The 23,936-nt window shown below is 41.4% G+C and carries 25 protein-coding genes and 1 pseudogene; 17 read left to right on the plus strand and 9 right to left on the minus strand.

All coding sequences use genetic code 11. The features are described 5' to 3' along the window. Positions 1-220 precede the first annotated feature (220 nt). From patD to H6F92_RS15800, 9 genes are all read left to right on the plus strand, one after another. Complete coding sequence (gene patD, locus H6F92_RS15760; RefSeq protein WP_104395311.1) at positions 221-577, plus strand: heterocyst frequency control protein PatD; 357 nt, start codon at positions 221-223, stop codon at positions 575-577. A gap of 75 nt (positions 578-652) precedes the next feature. After that, positions 653-2,278, plus strand: a complete 1,626-nt coding sequence (locus H6F92_RS15765; RefSeq protein ID WP_190358650.1) for a dipeptide ABC transporter ATP-binding protein — start codon at positions 653-655, stop codon at positions 2,276-2,278. Between the two features lie 55 nt (positions 2,279-2,333). Continuing rightward, entirely contained in the window at positions 2,334-2,579 is a 246-nt protein-coding gene (locus tag H6F92_RS15770; protein ID WP_079209300.1) for a hypothetical protein, read from the plus strand. Beyond that, positions 2,573-2,932 carry a type II toxin-antitoxin system PemK/MazF family toxin gene (locus H6F92_RS15775; RefSeq protein ID WP_079209299.1) on the plus strand — a complete coding sequence of 120 codons (360 nt, stop codon included), beginning with the start codon at positions 2,573-2,575 and terminating at the stop codon, positions 2,930-2,932. Before H6F92_RS15770 ends, H6F92_RS15775 begins: the two co-directional genes overlap by 7 nt. A 177-nt stretch (positions 2,933-3,109) precedes the next feature. Then, entirely contained in the window at positions 3,110-5,236 is a 2,127-nt protein-coding gene (locus H6F92_RS15780) for a glycosyltransferase (protein ID WP_190358651.1), read from the plus strand. A 198-nt stretch (positions 5,237-5,434) separates the two neighbouring features. After that, entirely contained in the window at positions 5,435-5,704 is a 270-nt protein-coding gene (locus H6F92_RS26575; protein ID WP_277882321.1) for a type 1 glutamine amidotransferase family protein, read from the plus strand. Between the two features lie 122 nt (positions 5,705-5,826). After that, positions 5,827-6,606, plus strand: a complete 780-nt coding sequence (locus H6F92_RS15790) for a hypothetical protein (RefSeq protein WP_190358652.1) — start codon at positions 5,827-5,829, stop codon at positions 6,604-6,606. Positions 6,607-7,012: 406 nt separating this feature from the next. Continuing rightward, the gene (locus H6F92_RS15795; RefSeq protein WP_190358653.1) at positions 7,013-7,978 is read left to right on the plus strand and encodes a M48 family metalloprotease; all 966 of its coding nucleotides are present in this window, start codon (positions 7,013-7,015) and stop codon (positions 7,976-7,978) included. Positions 7,979-8,301: 323 nt separating this feature from the next. Beyond that, positions 8,302-8,568: a DUF6761 family protein gene (locus H6F92_RS15800; protein ID WP_002739044.1), complete on the plus strand. Its 267-nt coding sequence runs from the start codon at positions 8,302-8,304 to the stop codon at positions 8,566-8,568. Between the two features lie 81 nt (positions 8,569-8,649). Here the strand turns inward: H6F92_RS15800 and dacB are convergent, their stop codons facing one another. Next, complete coding sequence (gene dacB / locus H6F92_RS15805; protein ID WP_190358654.1) at positions 8,650-9,540, minus strand: D-alanyl-D-alanine carboxypeptidase/D-alanyl-D-alanine endopeptidase; 891 nt, start codon at positions 9,538-9,540, stop codon at positions 8,650-8,652. 280 nt (positions 9,541-9,820) lie between these two features. On the opposite strand from dacB, the gene H6F92_RS15810 reads away from it, so the two are divergent. Continuing rightward, entirely contained in the window at positions 9,821-10,801 is a 981-nt protein-coding gene (locus H6F92_RS15810; RefSeq protein WP_190358655.1) for an ABC transporter ATP-binding protein, read from the plus strand. 48 nt (positions 10,802-10,849) lie between these two features. On the opposite strand, the gene H6F92_RS15815 is transcribed toward H6F92_RS15810, so the two are convergent. Then, positions 10,850-11,482 carry a Uma2 family endonuclease gene (locus tag H6F92_RS15815; RefSeq protein ID WP_190358656.1) on the minus strand — a complete coding sequence of 211 codons (633 nt, stop codon included), beginning with the start codon at positions 11,480-11,482 and terminating at the stop codon, positions 10,850-10,852. A 179-nt stretch (positions 11,483-11,661) separates the two neighbouring features. Here H6F92_RS15815 and H6F92_RS15820 point away from each other — a divergent pair, with 179 nt between their 5' ends. The 3 genes from H6F92_RS15820 to trxB all read left to right on the plus strand — a co-directional run bounded on the left by H6F92_RS15820 (position 11,662) and on the right by trxB (position 16,121). Continuing rightward, complete coding sequence (locus tag H6F92_RS15820) at positions 11,662-13,653, plus strand: DUF262 domain-containing protein (protein WP_190358657.1); 1,992 nt, start codon at positions 11,662-11,664, stop codon at positions 13,651-13,653. Between the two features lie 227 nt (positions 13,654-13,880). Continuing rightward, positions 13,881-14,651 (plus strand): HAD family hydrolase, encoded by a 771-nt coding sequence (locus H6F92_RS15825; RefSeq protein ID WP_190358658.1) that lies wholly within the window; start codon positions 13,881-13,883, stop codon positions 14,649-14,651. A gap of 111 nt (positions 14,652-14,762) precedes the next feature. Further along, the gene (gene trxB / locus H6F92_RS15830) at positions 14,763-16,121 is read left to right on the plus strand and encodes a thioredoxin-disulfide reductase (protein WP_190358659.1); all 1,359 of its coding nucleotides are present in this window, start codon (positions 14,763-14,765) and stop codon (positions 16,119-16,121) included. A gap of 392 nt (positions 16,122-16,513) precedes the next feature. On the opposite strand, the gene H6F92_RS15835 is transcribed toward trxB, so the two are convergent. Continuing rightward, positions 16,514-17,155: an LON peptidase substrate-binding domain-containing protein gene (locus tag H6F92_RS15835; protein ID WP_151696328.1), complete on the minus strand. Its 642-nt coding sequence runs from the start codon at positions 17,153-17,155 to the stop codon at positions 16,514-16,516. A gap of 762 nt (positions 17,156-17,917) precedes the next feature. On the opposite strand from H6F92_RS15835, the gene H6F92_RS15840 reads away from it, so the two are divergent. Beyond that, the gene (locus H6F92_RS15840) at positions 17,918-18,874 is read left to right on the plus strand and encodes an RNA polymerase sigma factor, RpoD/SigA family (protein ID WP_190358660.1); all 957 of its coding nucleotides are present in this window, start codon (positions 17,918-17,920) and stop codon (positions 18,872-18,874) included. A gap of 93 nt (positions 18,875-18,967) precedes the next feature. On the opposite strand, the gene H6F92_RS15845 is transcribed toward H6F92_RS15840, so the two are convergent. The 5 genes from H6F92_RS15845 to H6F92_RS15865 all read right to left on the minus strand — a co-directional run bounded on the left by H6F92_RS15845 (position 18,968) and on the right by H6F92_RS15865 (position 21,912). Further along, complete coding sequence (locus H6F92_RS15845; RefSeq protein ID WP_190358661.1) at positions 18,968-19,855, minus strand: S-methyl-5'-thioadenosine phosphorylase; 888 nt, start codon at positions 19,853-19,855, stop codon at positions 18,968-18,970. An 82-nt stretch (positions 19,856-19,937) separates the two neighbouring features. Further along, on the minus strand, positions 19,938-20,264 hold the full coding sequence (gene ureB / locus H6F92_RS15850) for an urease subunit beta (RefSeq protein WP_002748322.1): 327 nt from the start codon (positions 20,262-20,264) through the stop codon (positions 19,938-19,940). Between the two features lie 19 nt (positions 20,265-20,283). Beyond that, on the minus strand, positions 20,284-20,586 hold the full coding sequence (gene ureA / locus H6F92_RS15855; RefSeq protein WP_002738360.1) for an urease subunit gamma: 303 nt from the start codon (positions 20,584-20,586) through the stop codon (positions 20,284-20,286). Between the two features lie 818 nt (positions 20,587-21,404). Beyond that, complete coding sequence (locus H6F92_RS15860; RefSeq protein ID WP_190358662.1) at positions 21,405-21,653, minus strand: type II toxin-antitoxin system HicB family antitoxin; 249 nt, start codon at positions 21,651-21,653, stop codon at positions 21,405-21,407. After that, the gene (locus tag H6F92_RS15865) at positions 21,643-21,912 is read right to left on the minus strand and encodes a type II toxin-antitoxin system HicA family toxin (RefSeq protein WP_043997958.1); all 270 of its coding nucleotides are present in this window, start codon (positions 21,910-21,912) and stop codon (positions 21,643-21,645) included. The genes H6F92_RS15860 and H6F92_RS15865 overlap by 11 nt, the downstream gene beginning before the upstream one ends. 207 nt (positions 21,913-22,119) lie before the next feature. On the opposite strand from H6F92_RS15865, the gene H6F92_RS15870 reads away from it, so the two are divergent. After that, the gene (locus H6F92_RS15870; RefSeq protein ID WP_190358663.1) at positions 22,120-22,446 is read left to right on the plus strand and encodes a DUF433 domain-containing protein; all 327 of its coding nucleotides are present in this window, start codon (positions 22,120-22,122) and stop codon (positions 22,444-22,446) included. 3 nt (positions 22,447-22,449) lie between these two features. Beyond that, positions 22,450-22,791 carry a DUF5615 family PIN-like protein gene (locus H6F92_RS15875; RefSeq protein ID WP_002757208.1) on the plus strand — a complete coding sequence of 114 codons (342 nt, stop codon included), beginning with the start codon at positions 22,450-22,452 and terminating at the stop codon, positions 22,789-22,791. 513 nt (positions 22,792-23,304) lie between these two features. Here H6F92_RS15875 and H6F92_RS15880 read toward each other — a convergent pair. After that, a pseudogene (locus H6F92_RS15880) lies at positions 23,305-23,712 on the minus strand (formylglycine-generating enzyme family protein); the annotation flags it as partial. An 87-nt stretch (positions 23,713-23,799) separates the two neighbouring features. Between H6F92_RS15880 and H6F92_RS15885 the strand changes: the two are divergent. Next, the coding region (locus H6F92_RS15885) for a transposase family protein (RefSeq protein WP_190357953.1) at positions 23,800-23,936 on the plus strand (137 nt) is incomplete at its 3' end.

Raw genomic sequence — 23,936 nt, forward strand, 5'->3', positions numbered from 1 at the left:
GTTAGATCGGGGGGATAATAGGGGTGGTGGAGAGGGATAACTAGCAAATTATTAGGCCGAAGCGATGCCAGATTACTTAACTCTCTAACACTGGAATCGGGTCGATCGGCGAAAAGGGCGGGATTCTTTTAAGTTTTTGTCTCTGGTCGGGAGGAGGACTTGCAACCGTGACGGCAAATCGTTAATCTTATGTAACAAATTCTAACGCGCTTTGTATTGGATGCTACCGACAAATTACCATCAAGCCTACAAATCTTTGTTAAGAAAACTGGAGGATTTCAGTCTTGCCCTTCTGGATGGGGATGCTTCCACGGGGTTACAATCTTTTCAAGCTTTACAAACCTGTCTAGAAGGGGAGATATTGTCACTAAATGATGACAATTTCAGCCCAGAGGTGGCTAATCGTTGGCGCACGGTCCAGACGGAACTATATCGATCGTGGCGATTGCTGGAGACGGACTGGTTATTTTTGGCCTCGGCGCGGCAAGGACGGGAGAAACGTTTACAGATAATTAGCGAGCGAGTGGCGACTTTAAAGGGGTATTGTCGGGTTTTGTTAGGGGCAGTTGTCGATTAGTAATTAAATGCTCGATCGCCGTTTGTGTGGCATACTTGACCCTAAGTCCTAACTTTTATCGTTACCGATCGCGTCATGTTGGAAATTAAAGACCTAAAAATTGCCTACCCGACCGAATTAAGTTCTCCCTCTTGGGCGATCGATGGGGTATCTTTTAGTATAGGCCAAGGGGAAACTCTGGGATTAGTGGGTGAATCTGGTTGTGGAAAATCGACCATCGGTAAGGCTATTTTAAGGTTATTACCCAATCGCACTCACGTGGAAGGTGAGATTACCTTTGAAGGGCGATCGCTTTTATCTTTATCTAGCAAAGAGTTAGAAAAGTTTCGCGGGGAAGAGGTGGGATTAGTGTTTCAAGATCCGATGACGCGACTAGATCCGCTGATGACTATTGGCGATCATTGTGTGGAAACTTTGCAAGCTCATCGAGGGAATTTAACCTATAGTGGCGCTAAACGTAAAGCTTGTACTGTCCTAGAAAAAGTAAAAATTCCCGCTAATCGTTGGTCCCAATATCCTCACGAATTTAGCGGGGGAATGCGGCAAAGAGTGGCTATTGCTTTAGCTTTATTATTAACCCCTAAGTTAATTATTGCCGATGAACCAACCACCAGTTTAGATGTGACGGTTTCGGCGGAAATTCTGCGGGAATTAAAGCGTTTATGTAGCGAGGAACAGATGGGATTATTGTTAATTTCCCATGATTTAGCGATGGTGGGAGAATATTGCGATCGATTAGCGGTGATGCAGGGGGGCAAAATTGTCGAATCGGGATTGGTAAAAACAGTTTTTAAAGCACCTCAACACCCCTACACTCGTTCTCTTTTGTCCGCCGCTTTACACCTACAGTTACGGGAGGAAAAATCAACGGCAATTCAAGGTCAGGAGACGGTGTTAAAGGTGGATAATTTAAAACAGTATTATACCCTAGAAGGTAACTTTTTAGATAGCTTTTTAAAGAAAGACAAGAAATTTATTAAAGCGGTGGATGAAGTCAATTTTGAACTGTATCGAGGGGAAATATTCGGTTTAGTTGGGGAGTCGGGGTGTGGGAAAAGTACCCTATCGCGAACCCTATTACAGTTAATTAAACCCACCGGGGGAAAAGTGGAATTTTTAGGAGAAGATTTAACCCCTTTGTCGGCGGAAAAAATGCGTCCAAAACGGCGCTTAATGCAGATGATTTTTCAGGATCCCCTCGCTTGTCTCAATCCTTTAATGACGGTGGGAGAAAGTATCGCTGATCCGCTTTTGATCCATCAAAAAGTTAGTCTAGAAACGGCTAAAAAAGAGGTTTTAGAAATGTTAGATCGAGTCGGTTTGACACCGGTAGAGGAGTTTTATCGACGCTATCCTAGGGAGTTATCGGGGGGACAACAGCAAAGGGTAGCCATTGCTCGCGCTTTAATTACTCGTCCGGAATTAGTTATTTGTGATGAACCGGTTAGTATGCTCGATGCTAGTGTCCAGACACAGGTTTTAGAGTTAATGTTAGAGTTACAAAAGTTATTTAATCTCACTTATTTATTTATAACTCATGATCTTTGGTTAGCGAGATTCCTCTGCGATCGAATTGCGGTGATGACTGCGGGTAAAATAGTTGAAATGGGTGACACTGAACAGATTTTTAGCCATCCCCAACACCCCTACACTCAAAAATTAATCGCCGCAGCCCCGAGAATTTATCCCGACAGCAACTAAAATCGCTCTAGGGGTTTATAATTGTTATTGTCTAGATATGGTTAGGAAAGACAAAATGGCCAGACAACTTCAGATAACTCTCCCTGAAGATACCATGCAACTTCTCGATCGATGGTTGGCAAGTAGTGATTATCCTGAAAAAGAATATAATAATTTAATTAATGAAGCGATTAAATTATATATTATGGAACAACAGAGAAACTACCTCAAGCAACAATTAAAGGAAGGAGCTATTGTTAGAGCAGAAAGAGATTTAAATTTAGCACAAGATTGGTTTTCTCTAGAGGAAGAACTATGGTAGTAACTGAGATTTATCCGCACAGAGGAGATATATATTTAGTTAATTTTGATCCAACTGTCGGCTCAGAAATTCAAAAAACACGCCCTGCTTTAATCATACAAAATGATTTAGCAAATCGGTATAGTCCCATTGTTATTGTTGCGGGCATAACAAGCAAATTTCAAGACCCATTGTATCCGACAGAAGTATTAATTAAAGCTTCAGCAGGAGGACTAAAGAATGACTCGGTAGTGCTTTTAAATCAAATCCGTTCTATTGATAAACAAAGATTAATTAGAAAGATTGGTGGCATCTCCACAGAAGAAAGGCAGCAGATAGATCGAGCGATTCAAATTAGCTTAGGTTTAGTATAATCACTATTGATTATTTGATAAAAAATACATTAATTATTTATATTTAAAGCGTTTTTAATAAGAGGTAATTAAATTGATGCTATTGTCAAAAATACAATTAGATGATATTATTTTAGATTATTGTTTATCAGCCAATTTAATCTTATCTATCAGTTAACCAAGGGAATTACGACAACAATGATTATTTTCAAAGTTAAAAAACTGCTCAAAAAATTTGTCTTTAGTCTCCAAGAGGAAGGATGGAAACCAGCACTCAAAAAGACGAAACGGAAAATTATCAAAATTCTCACAGGAAAGAGTTCCTCTGAATTTGAAGAACAGGTGATCGAAAGTGCTAAACTAGCTGAACCGCGACCCCTAGAAATTGCCAGTAGTGATGATCCTTTAGTCTCGATTATTATTCCTGCTTATAACCAATTTGCCTACACCTTTAACTGCTTGGAATCCCTGAGTGTTAACCTAAGTTCCGATTTAGCCTATGAAATAATCATTGTTAATGATGCTTCCAATGATGACACCTTAGAACAATTATCTACTTTAGTTAAAGGAATTAAAGTATTAACTAATGCAGAGAACTCTGGTTTTATTCGTTCCTGTAATTATGGAGCTAGTCAAGCAAAAGGTCAATACCTATATTTTCTCAATAACGACACTAGAATTCTGGAAAATTGTCTAGAAAGTTTAGTGAAATTAATTATCAATAATTCCCAAGTTGGTGCGGTGGGTTCCAAGTTAATTTATGCTAATGGTAAACAACAAGAAGCGGGGGGAATTATCTGGAATTCTGCCGATGGTTGGAATTATGGACGCTTAGACAGTCCCGATGAACCGGAATATAATTATGTGCGTCCCGTGGACTATTGTTCGGGAGCAAGTTTATTAGTTCCTACGGACTTATTTAAGCAATTAGGTGGTTTTTGTCAAGACTTTATCCCCGCGTATTACGAAGATACAGACTTATGTTTTGCCATCCGAGAATTAGGGTATCAAGTTCTCTATCAACCCCAATCTAACGTTATTCACTACGAAGGAATCACCTCGGGAACAGACCTTTCCAGTGGGATTAAACAATATCAAGTTATTAATCAAACTAAGTTTCGAGAAAAATGGTCAAAGGTATTAACTAAACACCTAGATAACGATGCTAATAATGTACCCAAAGCTGCCCGACGTTTACAAGGAAAACCGACAATTTTAGTCATTGATTCCTACGTTCCACTATACGATCGAGAGTCTGGCTGTGTGCGTTTATTAAATATTCTTAAGCTACTGCTCAATTTAGGCTATTCAGTGATTTTCTTTCCCGATAATGGCTATCCTGAACAACCCTATACTTCCGTCCTGCAACAGCTGGGAATTGAAGTTATTTATGGCACAGCGCAAAGATATAATCTAGAAGAAAAATTAATCAAATATTTACCCCTGATCGATGGAGTTTGGTTGTGTCGTCCCGAATTGTGTGATAAGTATATGGATTTAATTCGCTTAAAAACAAAAGCACCAATTATTTATGATACAATTGACCTGCATTTTCTACGTTTAAAACGGCAAAAAGACTATCTCGATCCCAGTTACCAAAATACTAGCTGGAGTTGGCAAACCTATCAGAAATTAGAGTTAAACTATGCTAATCAAGCGGAAGCAACCGTAGTAGTAACCGAAGACGAAAAGCAGGTATTATCCTCTTTAGGAGTGAAAAATGTTTGGGTAATCCCCAATATCCATGAAGAAATTTCCCTGTCAGAAAAAGTTGCCTTTGACCAGCGATCGGGTTTAGTATTTATTGGTAGCTACAATCACCCTCCTAATATTGATGCAGTTAAGTGGTTATGTTTAGAAATTATGCCCTTAGTTTGGGCATCCCGTCCCGATATTACCGTTAATTTATTGGGAAGTAACCTCAAGGATGAAGTGAAGGAATTAGCCAATGATCAAGTGATTGTTACCGGTTATGTTCCCGAAGTGGAACCCTATTTCCAAAAGAGTCGGATTTTTGTCGCACCCCTGCGATTTGGTGCGGGAATGAAGGGTAAAATAGGTCAAAGTCTTTCCCTAGGATTACCGACTATTACCACAAAAATTGGTGCCGAAGGTATGGGATTAATTGACCACCAAGATGTTTTAATTGCCGATACTGCCGAGGAATTTGCCCAAGCGGTAATCGAACTCTATGATAATAGGGAATTGTGGCAAAAACTCGCTGATAATTCCCTAGAAACTATTAAGAGATACCAACCCGCTACCGTGCAAACTAACCTGCAAGCTTTGTTATCGAATCTAGGAATTATTGCTAAAGATAGTTAACAATAATAAAGCTCATTTCTCCCACAGGTCTATTCTATGTCACCGAAATAAACTCTAGAATCAGCAATTTTGCAGAATTAAAAACCTATTGGGAAAGTCGGCGTTGCTGATTTGATAAACGCCAACCTTCTCTAGGAGGAGTTCCTGACTATAATGCGCTCGTTTGCCTCGAAAAAATTGCAAAGAAAAGTTAAAATCTTGCTCACTTTTGTACCTTATATGCTACGCAAAAACTATAGTAATCAGGTAAAAAATCCTCATGCTGGTGGGCGATTTCGTCGAAGATTACGAAGTAATGGTTCCCTTTCAAGCTTTACAAATGGTTGGTCATCGGTGCGTACTGCCGTCCACGATTTTGAAGTATATCAAACCTATAGCGAAAAAATCGGTCATAATTGCGCCATTAACGCCACTTTTGACGAAATTAACTCCGAAAACTACGATGCCCTCCTTATTTGTCCGAAGTAGTACCTTGTAGTTTTGCTGCCAACTAAAAACTAGGGATTTTTTCAACGCAATTTTATCGACTGATTGACGAATTTTCTAAGATAAGCTAGACTGAACCCAGACAAAAATTCAGACAGTGATTAATGAATAGTTATTGTTTTTGCGGTTTAGCTCTCGGCAAAAAGTATCGTTCCTGTGCAGTCAACGTAGCGCGGGATCTGGAAAAATACCATCCTGGTATTCAATATCTGATATTGACTGACGAGCCAAGGGATTTTCAAGATTTAAGTAACGTAATTGCCATTAAACATATTCAGGATAGTATCATGTTTCCCTATAATGACAGGCGTTTTGCTATTGAGAAAGCCTTAGAACGCTACGACATGACTATTCAAATTGATACGGATATTCGATTAATAAAACCCCTAGTGTTTCCTGAACAATTTAATAATCTTGACGGAGTTTTCGGCACAATCAAGAATCTAAAAGCTCATCTAACTCGTTATCAACCCGAAAATATTCCTTATTATGAGAAAGTGGCGCAGAAGTTGGATATAGATTTTGAAAACGCTCCCTATGTTGGGGAATTTATCTTTGCTGTCGGAAAAAATCAGAAAAAAGAACAAGAATTCATTCATTATTGGGGAATAATTGCCAAATATTTAGAAATACACCGCATTCATGGTGCAGATGGTCCAGTAATGGGGTTAGCTGCGGCCAAAGCAGGTTTACCTACTTATTCTAGCGAATGGTCTTACATAATCGAGCATGAATTTGTCGAACATCTTAAGTTTTCCTCTGGTAAAAACAGAATTCAAAAAAGCGCATGGGAAAAGTTAAAGTTTCGTGTGGCCTATCATTATCGCTTAAATAAGCAGAGAATATTAGCATTAAAAGATTTTAACTTTTATTATACTGATTAACGGGACAGTATAAACTTGATAAATTGAGCAACTAGGGCTAAAATTTTCAATTTTTAGATCCGCTGGTTTATCCGTAGCAGTTATCTTAATGGTGAAGTACAAAGTTTTTGTTTTGGGGAGTCAGTCATCGATACTAAATTAGGTCATACTTCATCTTTAAGATAACCGCTGTATCAAGCATTTGTATAGGATCAATTTAGGACAAATTTTGACTTTTTTATTCTATAAACCTCTTGCATAATTAATTTTTGAGGTTTCAAAAACGGCAAAAATAAGGATTAAATGACCTAAAATCTGTAAATAGAGCATTTAATTGCTTATTATTCATTCTTAATTCTCCTGACGACCGGCTACTGACTCCTAACCCTAACAACAATTTTTGATTTTTACAAGAGGTTTTATTAATATGCCAACTTATCCTGATATCTCCAGTCAAGCTTTTAAACATCCCCTAGATCAGCAGGCTGAACAGGCCTTAAGATCGGTTCCAGGGTTTGACTTATTAGCGAAAAGTTTTTCCGAATATCTCTATGAACGTCCCCAACAAATTTTATTAATGGGCAATGATCTAAAAGTCGGTCCGCGTCAATACGCCACTTTATACGGTATCTATCGCCAATGTCTGCGGGATTTAGATATGTCCCCAGAACCGAATCTTTATGTCAGTCAAAATCCTTTAGCTAATGCCTATTCTTTGGGTTCGGAACATCCCTACATCGTCTTTAATACTGCCCTTTTAGATCTCTTAGATGAAGAAGAAATTCGAGTAATTCTTGCCCACGAATTAGGTCATTTAAAATGCGATCATAGTATTTTAATTCAAATGTCTTTTTGGGTGATGGGGGCGGCTAATTTCCTTGGGGACATCACCTTAGGACTAGGAAAAGCCATTACTACCGGTCTAGTTTATGCCTTTTATGAATGGCGCAGAAAAGCCGAATTATCAGCAGACAGAGCGGCTTTATTAGTTACCGATGATTTAAATTTAGTCCTGAGAACTTTAATGAAATGTGCAGGAGGAAGCCAAAAATATCTGCATGAATGCAACTTAGAAGAATTTATTCGTCAAGGGGAAGCCTACCGACAATTAGACCAAGATAACTTAAACCAGATCTATAAATTTCTCATTTATAATGGCGGTAATGGTTCCTTTTTAACCCATCCTTTTTCCGTAGAAAGAGTCCAGTATCTACAGCAATGGTTTAACTCGGAATCCTATCGTCAAATTCGCCAGGGAAATTATGCCAAAACAGGGGTAAAAAGCTCAATTAATGTTGATGCTCATGATAGCGAAAGCGAAAGATTGCAGCGACAAATAGCAGAACTACAGGCAGAAATTGAACGGGCAAAAAGACAAAGAAACCATGAATAATCTATACGAAGGCAGAAGGCAGAAGGCAGAGGGCAGGAGGCAGGAGACAGGATTCAGGAGACAGGATTCAGGAGATTGCCTTTATTTATTCTCCCTTCTCCCCACACCCCACACCCCCCCCCTGCTACGATGTCGGGGGGGGTTGGGGGGGTCACACCCCACACCCCACACCCCACACCCTTTACTGATCACTGAAAATGCGCTCGTCTGTGTTTTGCCGATTTGGTGGGTACAATAGAGATAGGGGAGACCGAGAATAGCAATTCTCCCTAGGATTATCTATACACACTTACCCCCACTCTCTCTTTTTTGTTCTACTGCCCATGCTCCAAGATACCCAATCCATTCGTTACTATCAAAGACTAACCGATGACATGGTGGATCTTTGGCACCGTGGCTCGCGTTTTGATGAGATCCGGCTATACGTTGAAGGCTATTTAGCCTGTTTACGCGATTCTAGTTCCATAGAACCCTATCTGATTCATCGTCTCGAAGAAGAAATATTTCGCTTTCTGCGGGATCCTTCTAATTTTGAATATCTCTCACCCCAAACCCAAACCCAAACTGAAGCAGATTATGGCTATTATTAACCTTTAGTCTTGCCTCATCTCCACAAGCAACTTAAATGCGCGGACAGCTGATCAGGACAGTTGGGGATTTTTACGAGAGATTTACTGAGCTTGACAGGAACGAGATTGGGTCATCTGTAGGACAATAGTATCGATCGCTTTCACTAGGGACTGTCCAGAAACCCGTTGATTATTAACGATAATGCTAAATAACATCGGTTCTTGGTGGGGGTTTTCTAGATAACCCGATAAAGCCCGCACACCGGTAAGAGTGCCGGTTTTAGCGTAAACTGTGCCAGTAGCGGCCGTCTGACGCATTCGGTTTCTCAGGGTGCCACTAATTCCCGCTACTGGTAAGGAAGCATAGAAAGTGTCGCGATTAGGAGAATAATACATCACCCGCAAAATTTCCACGATCGAGCGGGGAGTAGCATTATTACGGCGGGATAATCCTGAACCATCGGCTAAACGAAAACCACTGGGATTGATGCCCAATTGTGCCAAGATGGCAGTAACACTTTTAGAACCGCCGATAAAGCGAAAAAGAGTTTCAGCGTAGAAATTATTACTTCTCTGATTAGTGATATTCACCCAATCGCGCAGGGATTTCTTCTGAATTGTCGTTTCCGGGTTCATCACCTGTAAAGCGGCAGCCGTGGTAAATAACTTTGTATTAGAAGCAGGGATAAAATAGCGATCGGCGTTATGACTATAAATAACCGTTTGGCGATCGATAGATTCGATTAATATACCCCACTGATTGGGAGCTTGACCGATAATTTTATCGATATTTGCCCCAATCAATTGAGTACAGGTATTATTATTGGTGTTATTGTTTTCTGGCGGGGGAACGTATAATTCTATGGATTCGTTCGACGAGGAAGGAGCGGGATAAACAGACAGATTAACTTGAGCGATGCTAGGGTAAGCCAAGGCGATAGTGGCTACACTGGCCACTGTCAGCGAATTGAGGCTATTGAGGATTTGTTTCATGCTGTGTTTGTCTAAGAGTCTGGTTTCCTTAAGCGTTCGCACTATTGTACCAGTTGCTGCTCAAGTGTCAAAGTTACCTGTCTAACAGATTTTAGCGGCTAATTTTCGGCAATGCCAGAGAAGAAAGCTGGCAATAGCCCGGAACTGCACTGATACCCCTTCTCAAGACCAGTTGGAATTTTTCTGGGTTCCAAAACCGGGCTATTTTGATACCGTTGACATTGCTGGTGACAATTTGGGGATAATAAAAGCAAAGTGTAGGAAGAGGGATATCAGACCCATGTATTCTGTCTCAGATGACTCCAAAACAATGACGAATACCAGCTGTGAAACTGTGCTAGAGACGTTAAACTTACAAAAAACTTATCGGACGGGATTCTGGTTAAATAAAAAAATCGAATCCTTGAAAAACTGTACTTTAATTGTCCATGAGGGCGAAACCTTTGGATTATTAGGTCCGAACGGGGCCGGCAAAACCACGCTCTTAAAAACCCTTTTGGGGATTGTCCGACCCACTTCCGGACGGGCCTTGATTCTCGGTCAACCAATTGGCGATCGCTCGGTCAGACAACGCATCGGCTATCTTCCCGAAAATGCCTACTACTACGACTATCTTACCGGCTGGGAATTCCTACAATTAATCGGCGGCATTTTTAAGATCCCCTCTTTTCTGCAGAAAAAACGCATTCCTGAATTATTGGATTTAGTGGGATTAGACCGCAAAACTGCCCAGAAAAAGCAATTGCGTCAGTATTCTAAGGGAATGATGCAACGGATTGGTATAGCTCAAGCATTAATCAATGATCCCGAATTAGTCTTTTTCGATGAACCGATGTCGGGACTGGACCCTATCGGTCGCTATCAGGTGCGAGAAATTATTCAATCCCTCAAACAAAGGGGGAAAACCATCTTTTTTAACTCTCATATTCTCTCCGATGTGGAACAAATTTGCGATCGCATTGCCCTGTTAGCTCGGGGAGAATTACTTTGTGTCGGTTCCCTCGACCAAATTCTCGGTCGTGCTGATGTCTATCAGGTGATTGTTCAAGGTGGTAGGGAGGAGCAACTACAGCAATGGCTCCTCGGTTTGCATTGGCGCGATAATTGTTGGCACGGACAATTACAGGGAGAACCCGATGCTTTTCTGGCTGCCCTGTCTAGTATAGATGCTCGCTTGATCAGTCTTAATTTAGCTCGTGCTTCCCTAGAAGAATTTTTTATCGACCAATTACGTCAGCGCGGTATTGCCTCTAGTCAATAGGCACTCTCAGAGCAAATCCGTTTTTAATAGTAGCCAAGAAACATCCTCTCAGATTTGGTCAGGATTAATGCCCAATTCCCGCAGTTTATTGGCTAATCTTTCCGCTCGTTGTTTTTCCTCGTTATAGCTGGTGAAAGCTTGTCCATCGGGATAAAAAAGCAACATTTCTGGTTCCCCCAACTGAAAACGTATTCCTAAACGGGGACTAACCCAATTATCGAGAGTTTCCAGAATTTCTAGCTGATTTTCGCCTCTTATCCCACCACTAGCATCATTTTTATGGGGATCATAAAGATAATACTCCTCGACCCCATAACGGTCATAAAATAGCTGTTTTTTGGCCATTTCCGTGAGGGTGTTACCCGGAGAGAGGATTTCAAAAACCACCTGGGGACTAATGTTATTTTCTAGCCATTGTCGATAGGAACCTCTTTCCCCTTTTGGTCTCCCAAAAACCACCATGATATCTGGCGCTTGACGCAGTTTATTATCATTTTCCACGGGATACCAAAGTAAATCCCCCGCAACAAAGACATCAGACTGCTGGCGAAATAGCCAGTCTAAATTAGTTTTAATTGTTGTGATCCAACGAAATTGTAGGGTATTATCGGCCATGGGTTGACTATCGCTATCGGGGTAGATAATTTCAGTGACGTTAGTTTTATCTAGTTGTGAAACCATAAGACTAAGTTAAAAGTGAAAAATATAATTCTATAATAGCGGGCATTTGTATTATATAGCAATTCGTCGGCTGGGTTAGCAATGCGTAACCCACCGCCAGGATCCTAGACAGTGCCAAATTGCTGTGTTAGAGTAATAAATACTAGGAATAATCGGTAAATCTTCCTATACTAGCCCCTATGCAAGCATCGGTAGTTACTCTTCAAGAAATTATTCAAGGCAACACACAATATATAATTCCACTATTTCAGCGCACTTATAGTTGGAAAAAGAAAGATTGGGAAGATTTATGGGATGACATAAGCTATTTATACGGTCAAGAAAACCCTCGTCCCCATTTTATGGGTTCGATAGTTAAAACTCAAGTTTCGCCTAACTCCGGCGTGGTCAATAAATATCTGCTAATTGATGGACAGCAACGTTTAACGACTATTTTTCTGCTCTTTGCTGCTTTGCGAGATGTAGCGAAAGACCAACAAGAACAGGATTTAAGCGCAGAAATTGACAAAACATTTCTTGTTAATCCCTTTAAAAAAGGTTCTGATTACTTTAAAATTCAACCTACTCAGTTAGACCTAGAATATTTTCAGTCTGTGATCCGTGGCAAAATCATCGACAAAGAAAATACCATATCCCAGTGTTATTTCTTTTTTAAAAGAAAGATTAATGAACAATCATCTTCGTTAGCTAAACTAACAGAAGTTATCTGTAATCACTTATCTTTGGTCAATATAACTCTTGGTAATGACGACGATCCTTACCTAGTATTTGAAAGTTTGAATGCCACGGGGCAGCCTTTAACTGAGGCCGATTTAATTCGTAATCATTTATTTATGAACGTTCGTCAAGAGGAGCAACAGACACTATATGACAGATACTGGCTGCCGATGCAGGAAAAATTAGGAGATAATTTAACAGAATTTATCCGTCACTATTTATCAAAAAGTGGGGCAGAAATTAGAAATAACGAAATTTATTCTGCCTTTAAAAATAAACTAGCTGATAATAATCCTGCTCTCTATATAGAGGACTTATATACATTTTCTATGTATTATGCCAAACTAATCACTCCCACCCTTGAAACTAATTCTAGTATTCGTAAATATCTTGATTCTTTTCAGCGTCTAGAGGTCTCTACTATCTATCCATTTCTTTTAAATTGTTATGATGACTGGGGAAATAGCAAATTATCTGAAAAGGACTTTATAGAGGTTTTAAAAACCCTTGAAAACTTTCTTGTCCGTCGTTTTGTTTGTGGTATCCAGACTCGCGGACTTAATAAAACTTTTGCTTTACTATATTCCCAAGTTCAGAAAGATGCTGCTTTAAACTCTGAACCTTTTATTAAAAGATTAAAAATCTCTCTTCAAAAGAAAGACTACTCAAAAGATAATGATTTTAAAGAAAAGTTAATCACCATCAAACTATACGGAGGAAATCGCAGCGAAAAAGCGAAAATTATTCTCGGTGCGATCGAAGAATCTTTTGGTCATCGAGAAACTGTAGATTTAAGTGATTCTCGCCTGACTATTGAACATATTATGCCGCAAAAATTAAATGATAAGTGGAGGGATTATTTAGGAACAGATGCAGATATTACCCATCAACTTCTTGTGCATACTTTAGGTAATTTAACCCTGACGGCTTATAATGGAGAACTGGCGGATAAAGATTTTTCTCACAAGAAAGAAGAACTCCATAAAAGCCATCTCGAAATCAATAAATACTTTGATAGTATTAACTCATGGCAAAAAGAAGATATCGAACAACGTGCCGAATATTTAGCCGAGCGTGTTATAAAAATTTGGAGTTATTTTGGCGATGATTCGCTGCCAGTCAATGAAACTGCATCTGTCAAGGATACAAAACCCAAAAAACTAATTATTCGTGGTAAACAACAAACAGTAAAAACTTGGAAAGATGTACTAATTTGTACCCTGAATACTCTCTATGATCTAGACCCTGAAAAGTTTCAAGAGATTGTGCTAGAGTTTCCTCGCTTTTTATCGAAAGATGACACAAAATTTCGCCGACCTCAAAAACTTGAAAATAATGTTTTTATAGTAGAAACTAATTTTTCCGCCAAAGATATCTACTATTTTTGTGTAAAAGTAGTAGAAACTATGGGATTATCCTCAGAGGATTGGTCAGTCGAGAGAGAACCTAAATAACCACTCCACCATCTCTTGACAAATAGGATAACTTGTGCATTACTATATCTCGCTCCATCCTGATATTTTTCTGAAGCTAGAAGGGTATAGTAATAGAGATTCCGATTACCGCTTATTGAGATAAATCTATTATGATTATTTACTTTATTCATGGAGTGGCAACAAGAGACGCTAGTTAGGGCAATAAATTAATCAAACTAATTGAAGAAGAATGTAAACGCAAAAATATGAGTCAATCCCCCCGTATTCTAGCACTCGATTTTGATGGTGTTCTTTGTGATGGCATGATCGAGTATTTTCAGATTAGCAAACGCACCTATGAAACCCTTTGGCCGGAAATAATTCCCGAGGATTTTTTCCCGAGGTTTTCGCAACTTCGTCCCGTTATCGAAACCGGTTGGGAAATGCCTTTACTGTTGCGATCGCTCGTTCTCGGTATTCCCGACGAGGAAGCTTTAAATAATTGGCCGTCAATTGCTCAAAATCTGCTAGAAAGGGAGAAAATAGCGAAAAAAGTTCTCTCAAATGCTCTCGATGGTCTTCGGGATCGATGGATTGAGTCGGATCTAGAGTCTTGGTTAGCTTTACATCAATTTTATCAACCCGCGATCGATCGCCTCGCCTCTCTTTTAGACTCGGATTTTTTGGTTTATATTATAACTACAAAAGAAAGTCGTTTTGTCAAGCAATTGTTACAAAAAGTAGCAATTAATTTTCCAGAAGCGAGATTAATTGGCAAGGAAATCAAACAGCCAAAATACCTGACTATTCAGCAAATACTGGCTAATTTACCCGAATCTCCCGCTAATTTGTGGTTTGTCGAGGATCGTCTCGATGCGTTGGAATTAGTGGAGCAACAAGCAGATTTAAACGATGTGGGCTTATATTTAGCCGATTGGGGATATAATACGGCTCAAATGCGCCAAAAAGTTGCTCAAGATACCCGTATTAAGCTTTTATCCCTATCTCAATTTGCGGCAGACTTTACCCACTGGTAGAGTCAGTGATGGGGAATATTAAGGTAAACTATCTAACTTATCGTCGTCTAACCCACCCGACATTATCTGTTATAATAAAAAGCGTAGTCGTTATGAGTTGCATTTACGGTTATGACTGTCGAGAATTTAGTCATTATTGGTTCGGGACCGGCGGGATATACGGCGGCGATTTATGCGGCGCGTGCGAACTTAAAACCCTTGATGTTTGAGGGTTTCCAAGCGGGAGGCATTCCGGGGGGACAATTGATGACCACCACAGAAGTAGAAAATTTCCCCGGTTTTCCCGAAGGAATCACCGGTCCGAAGCTGATGGAAAGAATGAAGGAACAGGCCGAAAGATGGGGGACCCAATGCTATACCGAAGATGTTATCTCGGTGGATTTAAGTCAGCGTCCTTTTACCATTCGTTCCACGGACCGGGAAGTGAAGGCCAATAGTATTATTATCGCCACGGGAGCCACTGCCAAACGCTTAGGATTACCCAGCGAGGCCCAATTCTGGAGTAACGGCATTTCCGCTTGTGCTATCTGTGACGGTGCTACACCGATATTTAGAGAGGAAAACCTGGCTGTCATTGGTGGCGGTGACTCCGCAGCCGAAGAAGCCGTATATTTAACTAAATACGGCTCTCACGTCCATTTATTGATACGCGGGGAAGCGATGCGTGCCTCGAAAGCAATGCAGGACCGGGTGTTAAATAATCCGAAAGTTACCGTTCATTTTCACACCCAGGCGGTGGATGTGTTCGGTACAGGCAGTAAAATGGCAGGACTACGCATTAAAAACTCGCAAACGGGAGAAATCAGGGAATTAGCCGTTAGAGGGTTATTTTATGCCGTCGGTCACACTCCCAATACTTCCCTATTCCAAGGACAACTAGAATTAGACGAGGTGGGTTATGTAAAAGTCAAACCGGGGACTGTTGCTACCAGCGTCGAGGGAGTTTTTGCCGCAGGAGACGTGCAGGACCATGAATACCGTCAGGCCATCACTGCCGCAGGTACGGGGTGTATGGCGGCGTTATTGGCAGAAAGATGGTTATCGGAGCATAATTTAATCCAAGAATACCGTCAATCAGCCACTTCTGAACATTACGAGACAAAAACCGTTAGCGAAACCCCGGCCGATACGGAGGAGACTTTTGATATTGACAAAACCCGTCACGTTGGGGGTTATGCTTTGCGGAAATTATTCCATGATGGCGATCGCTTGTTAATGGTAAAATATGTTTCTCCCACCTGTGGCCCCTGTAAAACCCTGAAACCGATTTTAGATAAAGTGGTCGATGAGTACGATGGCAAAATTTATTTTGTGGAAATTGACATCGAAGCTGACCCGGAAATTGCCAAAATGGGTCAAGTAACTGGGACCCCCACGGTACAATTCTTTAAGGAGCGGGAATTAGTAAAAGAAATGCGCGGAGTCAAACAAAAAAGCGATTTTCGTCAAGTAATTGAGAGTTATCAATAATCAGTTATCAGTTAGCAGTTATCAGTTAGCAGTTAGCAGTTAGCAGTTATCAGTTAGCAGTTAGCAGTTAGCAGATGTGAGTTTTCAGTTAGCAGATTGGAGTTTTCAGTTAGCAGTATGTGTTATAGCGGTTTTCAGTCTAATAAGGTATAGTAAATCCCTTGATAGATAGGCGTTTCAGCGTTTCAATCGGGACTCACTTCTGTGAAAACCGCTATAAGTGAGCAGTATTAAATAGCAGTTTCTTGCCATCTTTTCACTGTTTACCGATCACTGTTTACTGATTACTGATTACTGTTTACTGATCACTGTTGACTGATCACTGTTTACTGATTACTGCTCACTGAAATAACACCTCCACTGCCATCTCCTCAAGCTTGAAAACCTCAATATCATTGATTTAAAGCATCTTTAAGAGCCGTGCGAGCGGCCAGATGATTGCGAGTCGAGGTGAGAATTTCCGATTCTCGTTGCAGACGACTGACTGTATCGAGCATTTCTAATAAAGCTTGTTGTTCCCCGGCCACACCGTAGAGATTACCCGCCACCCAGTAGGATAATTCCAGGGGAAGACTGGGCAAATCGTCGGGGAGTTCAATTTTTTGAGCGGTTAATTTGGCTGATAGATGAACCACATCCCGCAGCAGTCGATCCACTTCTTTGGCCAGAGGTCGCAGATCCTGGGTGGTGGGGACATCTTCAATCCACTCCACTAAACCGACGCGATAGGGTTTTTCCCGGACGTATTCTAGGACACGGAAGCGCTGTTGACCGATGGTGAGAATTTTTAACCGATCATCCGGAAGACGTTGACAACGGACAACTTCCGCACAACTGCCCACTTTAGCGATTTCTCCCGTGGCCGGATCTACCATTAAGACCCCAAAACGACGATCTTCTTCCAATATCGTATTCATCATAATCCGATAGCGAAACTCGAAGATGTGCAGGGGCAGAGGACGACCCGGAAATAAAACAACTTCGGGTAGGGGAAAGAGAGGTAATTCTCTAACGGCAATGGAAGAAGTGGCCATAGGTTTAGTCAAAAAAAACCGATCTTCTCTTATTTTTACACAATCCCCCCTGAACCGCTAGGCAAGGTCAATAGACGGGAGGCAGCCTTGAATCAGTCAACAGTTATCAGCTTCTGAAGGCAAAAGGCAAAAGGCAAAAGGCAAAAGAAAGAATCTGGCAATTCTCTTACCTAAAAAGAAGGTTAGAAACTAAGCACATCAAAGCTTTTGGCTTAACCAATTAGGTCTTAGATTCGGCCCTTGTTATCAGTTATCAGTTTTCAGATGTGAGTTTTCAGTTCACTGATTACTGTTTACTGTTCACTGTTCACTGTTCACTGAAAATACTTCCCTCACTGCTCGCCTAGCGATCGCTAGATGAGAAAATTGCTGATTTTGTCATCTAGATTGCAGCCTGAGCGGAAACCTCTGGGTAATCTATGAGTAGAGATACTCAAACCTACCCTTCATCGGTGCGTTCCTGAGAGGGATATTTTTTTTCTCATAAACTTTACAATATTTAATAATTGTTGTAATATTAGTTAAATAAACAAGGTTGTCACTACTCGCCATTTATGCCCATAGAATCTATATATAGCCCAAAAAAGGACTATAGAGGCAATTAAATCTTCAATTAGATTTCTCTCTATCCTTGAGTAATCACTTACTTATCTCTTTACAAAACTAAAAAAAACCTGATAGCATCTCCTTAACTGCCTCTGGGGAAGCAATCTGAAAAACGCCATCAATCCCTGAATATCAACCCTCAACCGACGCGCACTCATGAAAACCTCGAAAAACCCCACCGATCCAGTTCGCGCCTATCTCAGAGAAATTGGCCGAGTTCCCCTTCTCAGTCATGAAGAAGAAATTCTCTATGCGAAACAGGTACAAAGATTAATTTTTCTGGAAAAAATCAAAGAATCCCTAAGCACTAAACTCGGCAGGGAACCCAGCGATCGCCAGTGGTCAGAAGCGGCGGAAATTAGTGAAGAACAACTACGTCGAGAATTAGGGGCGGGGGATTTCGCCAAACGCAAGATGGTAGAAGCGAACCTGCGTCTAGTGGTTTCCGTCGCCAAAAAATACCTAAAACGCAATCTCGATCTCTTGGACCTGATCCAAGAGGGAACCATTGGGATGCAAAGAGGTGTGGAAAAATTCGATCCCACCAAAGGCTATCGATTTTCCACCTATGCCTATTGGTGGATTCGCCAAGCCATCACCCGGGCGATCGCAGAAAAAAGTCGCACCATCCGTCTGCCTATCCACATCACCGAAAAACTGAATAAAATCAAAAAAGCCCAGCGTCAACTAGCTCAAGATAAAGGTCGCGCTGCCACCATTGCCGAATTAGCCGAGGAATTAGACCTAACTCCCAAACAGGTGCGAGACTACTTGGAAAGGGCCCGTCAACCCCTTTCCCTTGACTTAAAGGTGGGGGACAATCAAGACACGGAATTAGGGGAACTCTTGGAAGATAAGGGACTTTCCCCCGAAGATTACACTGCCTATTCTTCCCTCCAGGTGGACTTAGAAAAACTGATGGCAGACCTCACCCCTCAACAAAAAGAAGTGATTTCTCTGCGTTTTGGTTTAGATAATGGGCAGCCCCTCACCTTAGCGAAAATAGGAGTTCGACTCAATATCAGTCGTGAACGCGTCCGTCAGATCGAACGAGAAGCGATCGCTAAATTAAGAAAACGCAAGGGCAACATCAGAGAATATCTAGCTAGTTAAGCCAGAGATAACTTAGAATTTGGGTCAAATTGATCGTCTGGATCACAGCGAGAAAAATGACCCACTTCTAGATTCATCGGCCACTTTTCTCGGCTATTTCTCTACTTCTTCAAGATATTTTTTCAACAGGAGAGCTAATTTTTCTTTAGTGGCGACGGGAACAGAATCTAGACGGGTAAGAATAGCGTATTTAAGGGCAGAATGAGCGGCAGAAACGGGAGGATTAGCTGCTAGACGGCGCACCGTTTCTTGGATGACTTTTTGGGCATTAATAGCGTTATGGTGTAGATTTTCGATCACCATTTCTACCGTGACATGATCGTGATCGGGATGCCAACAATCGTAATCGGTAACTAGAGCTAAGGTAGCGTAGGCAATTTCCGCTTCTCGGGCTAATTTAGCCTCGGTTAAATTGGTCATACCGATCACGGTTGCGCCCCAACTTCTATAGAGATTTGATTCCGCTTTAGTAGAAAAAGCCGGCCCCTCCATACAGATGTATGTACCGCCCCGATGCAAGGTAACTTCCGGTAGGTTTAAACTAGCGACGGCATCCCCTAAAATGTTGGCTAATTGGGGACAAATGGGATCACCAAAGGCAACGTGAGCAACAATTCCTTCCCCAAAAAAAGTCGCTATTCTCTCTTTAGTTCTGTCAATAAATTGATCGGGAATGACTAAATCTAGGGGTTTAACTTCGGCTTTTAGGGAACCAACGGCCGAAGCGGAAATAATATATTCAACCCCTAATTGTTTGAGAGCATGAATATTAGCTCGAAAGGGTAATTCGGTCGGTAAAAAATGGTGACTTCTGCCATGACGCGCTAAAAAGGCCACTTCTGTTCCCTCTAAAGTACCGAGAATTAAAGCATCGGAAGGAGAACCAAAAGGAGTATCGAGGGATACTTCCCGCACATCCTTGAGGGCATCCATTTTATACAAACCACTGCCGCCAATAATGCCAATTTTTACCGTCGTCATAGTCTTGGAAAGAATTAGTTATCGTTGCCTTGATGTTACCACAATTGAGCGATCAAACTGTGATAATTTTTCCGTCAAAGCCCTACTTTTTCTTTTTCTTGCCCTTGAGAGAACCATTAATTAAACCATTAAAGCCATAAATTTCTTCAGTTCCCGCGATGGCAACTAATTCCACCTCTTTCGTGTCTCCCGGTTCAAATCGAACTGATGTACCTGCGGGAATATTCAGATGGGTTCCTTTGGTTAATTCGCGCTGGAACTCCAGGGCCTGATTAACTTCATAAAAATGATAGTGGGAACCCACTTGAATGGGTCGATCGCCTGTATTAGCCACAGAAATACGCAGGGTGTCGCGACCGACATTAATCTCGATCGCCCCGGATGGTGTGATAATTTCTCCCGGAATCATAAGTGTTAAAAATCTCCTGTTAGTGAATGGGATTGTGAACGGTAACTAATTTAGTACCATCGGGAAAAGTCGCTTCGATCTGCACTTCCGTAATCATTTCCGGGATGCCTTCCATTACCTCCTCGCGAGTTAATAAAGTCGTGCCGTAACTCATCAATTCAGCGACGCTACGACCTTCCCTAGCACCTTCGAGGATGGCGGCACTAATATAGGCGATCGCTTCGGGATAATTTAACTTAATACCGCGGTTTTTGCGTCTTTCGGCGAGCAGTGCCGCCGTGAAAATGAGTAATTTATCTTTTTCTTGGGGCGAAAGTTGCATAGATAGGCCTTTTTTGACACAGATGCTAGAGTTATTGTAGTTCTTGGCCGGTTGGTTGTGGCGATCGAGTTGTGAAAATTTATGTACTTAGCCAGCATTATTGATGAAGATTGGGGAAAATACTCAAAAACCTTGCTAGGAAAGGGCGTTGTCAGATCAGAATCGGAAAGATGCCATGCAATCCTTGCTACCCTTCGACGTAGCTCAGGGCAAGCCCTTCGACCCCTTCGACTTGGCTCAGGGCAAGTTGGCTCAGGGCAAGTCAAAGTAATTTCAGTTCCGGGCTGATTCGCAGCATCTTTCAATTTAACAACACCTATTGTAGGGCTAATTCATGAATTGGCCCCACACCTATTACCTAGTAGGGATAATTCATGAATTATCCCTACACCTATTACCTAGCTATATTCCACTAGCCCAGATTCCCTTGGTTTTATCTAATCAGGTTTCAAAATCCGCTTCTGTCCTTTCATCCTCAACCACTTGAATGTTAATGGCTAACTTTGTTGCTGCTTCAAAGGGTAAGTTAGAGAGGATAATCTTTTGAGAATTTCAATAGTTAAATAGGTTTGATAGGTATTCATAATTATTGATAAGCAGAAACTGTTGATTTAGGATAGAAAAGACAATTATAATACTTTTTGATAGCCGATAACTGTTTCATTTTCATTGTCCTTAACAAAATTTAACACTACCTCAATTTTCTCAAAAAAATCGACCCGCCCTTAGTAGATCGTAGGTTGGGCTGAACGATAGTGAAACCCAACACTTTTAAATAATTGGGTTGGGTTTCGTTCCTCAAACCAGCCTACTTATTGCTAAATTTGTTGGTGTAATTTCGGGTGTGGCTGTGACAGAAAACTATCAGAAAAAGGTTTTTCTGGCTTTTCCCCGCGCTCGGCACAAAAAGCTAGGTAATCTTCCACTGAATCAGCAAAAGCTTGCTGCAATTCCGCTACACTCTCTCCCTGAAAAGTGATAACATCTCGGACGTTGGCCACCTCACCGTAAAAGATACCCGCCTCGTCATCAAAAGAAACTACTGCTTCGTAACCTTTATACTTCATCGTTTTCCACTCCTGCCTCGCTTAAAAAGCGCCTCACTGATACTACAGCCCCCTTGTCCGTTTCCCGACGAGGATGGGGGCGATGGAAGACGGCTTTAACTCCCTTAAGGGCTACCCACACCCGCAACCTCCTACCTTCGGATATTTCTGCTCCCAGTGCCTCCAGCAGCGATTCGATATCCGTCCAGACAACATCTGACCGGACGGGCTGCTCGAAGATTTGGTCGAGAATTTTTCGCTGTTTTTTCGAGAGTGCCATTGTAGTATCATAACTTAATAAGCTGCCGTGCATCTAAAGGACATATTATTGAAATCAAAAAAACACCTAGTTTGATTTTGGATTTCGCTTGTTTCAATCTAACTGTTAACTGTTCACTGTTAACTGAATAGTGGGAGGTTTTCAACACAAATTTTATGGTAAAATGATTAGGGATAATTGGTCAAAACTGTATGAGGATTTAAGCCTGTGATCATCAAAGAGTTAGAAGAGCAACTTCTTGCCCTCAAACCTAGCGAAAAAGTGCAGGTAATCCAGTTACTCGCTCAAAGTCTTGGTGGTAATTGGCAGGGAATTGAGAAAACCCCTAAAGTTTGCGGCGGACAAGCCTGCATTGCCAATACAAGAATTCCAGTTTGGGTGTTAGTAGAAGCTCGTCGTCTTGGTTATAGTGATGCTGATTTATTAACAAGTTATCCAACTATTAGAGCTACGGATTTAGCCAATGCTTGGGTATATGCGGCGGCTCATGAAGATGAGATTGATTTACTCATTGAGCAGAATCAGGCAGTTTAGGGGATGGCACGTTTTTATGCAGATGAGCAGTTTCCTTTGCCGGTTGTGGAATTGTTGAGAAATTTGGGGCATGATGTTTTGACGGTGCAAGAAGCGGGAAACGCTAATCAACGGATACCTGACGAGCAGGTGTTGGCGTTTGCTGTAAGTCAAGAGCGAGCCATTTTGACGATCAATAGAATTGATTTTATCCGTTTGCATCGTCGTGATGATCAGCATTTCGGGATTGTGGTTTGTACGAATAATCGTAATTGGCAACAGTTTACAGCACAGGTTGATGAGGCGGTAAGGGGAGAGGAATCGTTACAGGGAAAGTTGATTCGGGTGGTACGTCCCTCTGTTTAAGTTAGCGATCGCCGTCAAAAATTTGGTAGAATGTAGAATGTCTTATACTAAATCTGGTTATTAAAGACTGATTATTTATTCCCCTTTTTGCATGAGTGCATGAGTAGAAAACGGGTTTCTCGGAGAAACCCGTTTTCTGTGCGTTACTCAACGGATTTAGTATTAGTGGGACTTAGACAAAAAACAAATCGAGAAAAGCCTCAACCCCAATCCCTGCTTGGGATTTACTTCGAGAAGCCCAAAATCGCTGAAACCCAGATAGATCAAGGAAAATCATAAATCGAGGTTAACCCTTTGTCCCGTAATGGTTTGAGCCTTTTTTGCTGCCCGAAAATGCCTAAGTCCCATTAGCACAGCGTCACCCATCGCAATTTAGATTAAACTGCTTTCAAAAAGGCAAAAGCTGCCTGGGACGCACCCTAGAAAATCTCAAAAAAAAATCGACCCGCCTTGTTTCAGTTATCAGTTATCAGTTATCAGTTAACAGTGGGGAAAACTGATAACTGTTAACTGTTAACTGATTAGGGGGGGGACGCACACCACCCGAAAACCGACGTAGTAGTAGTAGTCGCGGCGGAAGTAGGTGAAGTCGTAAGCGGAACGGCAGTAATTTGGAAAGTCGTACCAAGAACCGCCCCGCAGTATGTGATAATCATTATCATTTGTCAGCCAAGCACTGCCATCCTTTGGCGCTCCGATATAGTTATTGTGCCAATTGTCTTCGCACCATTCCCAAACATTGCCACTCATATCATACAGTCCCCAAGCATTGGGCCTTTTCTGGCCCACAGGATGAGTTTTACCCCCAGAATTTCCGTCATACCAAGCGTAATCTTCTAACTGATTAGCATCATCACCGAAATAAAAGCGAGTAGTAGTCCCCGCACGACAGGCATATTCCCATTCCGCTTCTGTGGGTAGGGCTGTTTCATTCTCCCATGAGAATATCAAAAGTAAAAGCGATCACTGTCAGGTAAAATGAGAAGTGAACGCGAACTTTTGAAACATATGTTGAGCTTAATAGAAAAACTAAAACAAGTCAAGGACTTTCGGAAAGATCAAGGAAAAAGACACCCTTTATGGATAGTATTAGTAGTAATAATACTGGGAACAATGCTAGGATACTCAGGTTATAGAGAGCTAGG

Origin of the sequence: Microcystis wesenbergii FACHB-1317 (assembly GCF_014696875.1) — a bacterium.
GTDB lineage: Bacteria > Cyanobacteriota > Cyanobacteriia > Cyanobacteriales > Microcystaceae > Microcystis > Microcystis wesenbergii_A.

Bases quoted from the DNA above. Each gene is read 5' to 3' on its own strand.
- patD (WP_104395311.1), top strand. From the start codon at position 221: ATGCTACCGACAAATTACCATCAAGCCTACAAATCTTTGTTAAGAAAA.
- H6F92_RS15765 (WP_190358650.1), top strand. From the start codon at position 653: ATGTTGGAAATTAAAGACCTAAAAATTGCCTACCCGACCGAATTAAGT.
- H6F92_RS15770 (WP_079209300.1), top strand. From the start codon at position 2,334: ATGGCCAGACAACTTCAGATAACTCTCCCTGAAGATACCATGCAACTT.
- H6F92_RS15775 (WP_079209299.1), top strand. From the start codon at position 2,573: ATGGTAGTAACTGAGATTTATCCGCACAGAGGAGATATATATTTAGTT.
- H6F92_RS15780 (WP_190358651.1), top strand. From the start codon at position 3,110: ATGATTATTTTCAAAGTTAAAAAACTGCTCAAAAAATTTGTCTTTAGT.
- H6F92_RS15790 (WP_190358652.1), top strand. From the start codon at position 5,827: ATGAATAGTTATTGTTTTTGCGGTTTAGCTCTCGGCAAAAAGTATCGT.
- H6F92_RS15795 (WP_190358653.1), top strand. From the start codon at position 7,013: ATGCCAACTTATCCTGATATCTCCAGTCAAGCTTTTAAACATCCCCTA.
- H6F92_RS15800 (WP_002739044.1), top strand. From the start codon at position 8,302: ATGCTCCAAGATACCCAATCCATTCGTTACTATCAAAGACTAACCGAT.
- dacB (WP_190358654.1), bottom strand. From the start codon at position 9,540: ATGAAACAAATCCTCAATAGCCTCAATTCGCTGACAGTGGCCAGTGTA.
- H6F92_RS15810 (WP_190358655.1), top strand. From the start codon at position 9,821: ATGTATTCTGTCTCAGATGACTCCAAAACAATGACGAATACCAGCTGT.
- H6F92_RS15815 (WP_190358656.1), bottom strand. From the start codon at position 11,482: ATGGTTTCACAACTAGATAAAACTAACGTCACTGAAATTATCTACCCC.
- H6F92_RS15820 (WP_190358657.1), top strand. From the start codon at position 11,662: ATGCAAGCATCGGTAGTTACTCTTCAAGAAATTATTCAAGGCAACACA.
- H6F92_RS15825 (WP_190358658.1), top strand. From the start codon at position 13,881: ATGAGTCAATCCCCCCGTATTCTAGCACTCGATTTTGATGGTGTTCTT.
- trxB (WP_190358659.1), top strand. From the start codon at position 14,763: ATGACTGTCGAGAATTTAGTCATTATTGGTTCGGGACCGGCGGGATAT.
- H6F92_RS15835 (WP_151696328.1), bottom strand. From the start codon at position 17,155: ATGGCCACTTCTTCCATTGCCGTTAGAGAATTACCTCTCTTTCCCCTA.
- H6F92_RS15840 (WP_190358660.1), top strand. From the start codon at position 17,918: ATGAAAACCTCGAAAAACCCCACCGATCCAGTTCGCGCCTATCTCAGA.
- H6F92_RS15845 (WP_190358661.1), bottom strand. From the start codon at position 19,855: ATGACGACGGTAAAAATTGGCATTATTGGCGGCAGTGGTTTGTATAAA.
- ureB (WP_002748322.1), bottom strand. From the start codon at position 20,264: ATGATTCCGGGAGAAATTATCACACCATCCGGGGCGATCGAGATTAAT.
- ureA (WP_002738360.1), bottom strand. From the start codon at position 20,586: ATGCAACTTTCGCCCCAAGAAAAAGATAAATTACTCATTTTCACGGCG.
- H6F92_RS15860 (WP_190358662.1), bottom strand. From the start codon at position 21,653: ATGAAGTATAAAGGTTACGAAGCAGTAGTTTCTTTTGATGACGAGGCG.
- H6F92_RS15865 (WP_043997958.1), bottom strand. From the start codon at position 21,912: ATGGCACTCTCGAAAAAACAGCGAAAAATTCTCGACCAAATCTTCGAG.
- H6F92_RS15875 (WP_002757208.1), top strand. From the start codon at position 22,450: ATGGCACGTTTTTATGCAGATGAGCAGTTTCCTTTGCCGGTTGTGGAA.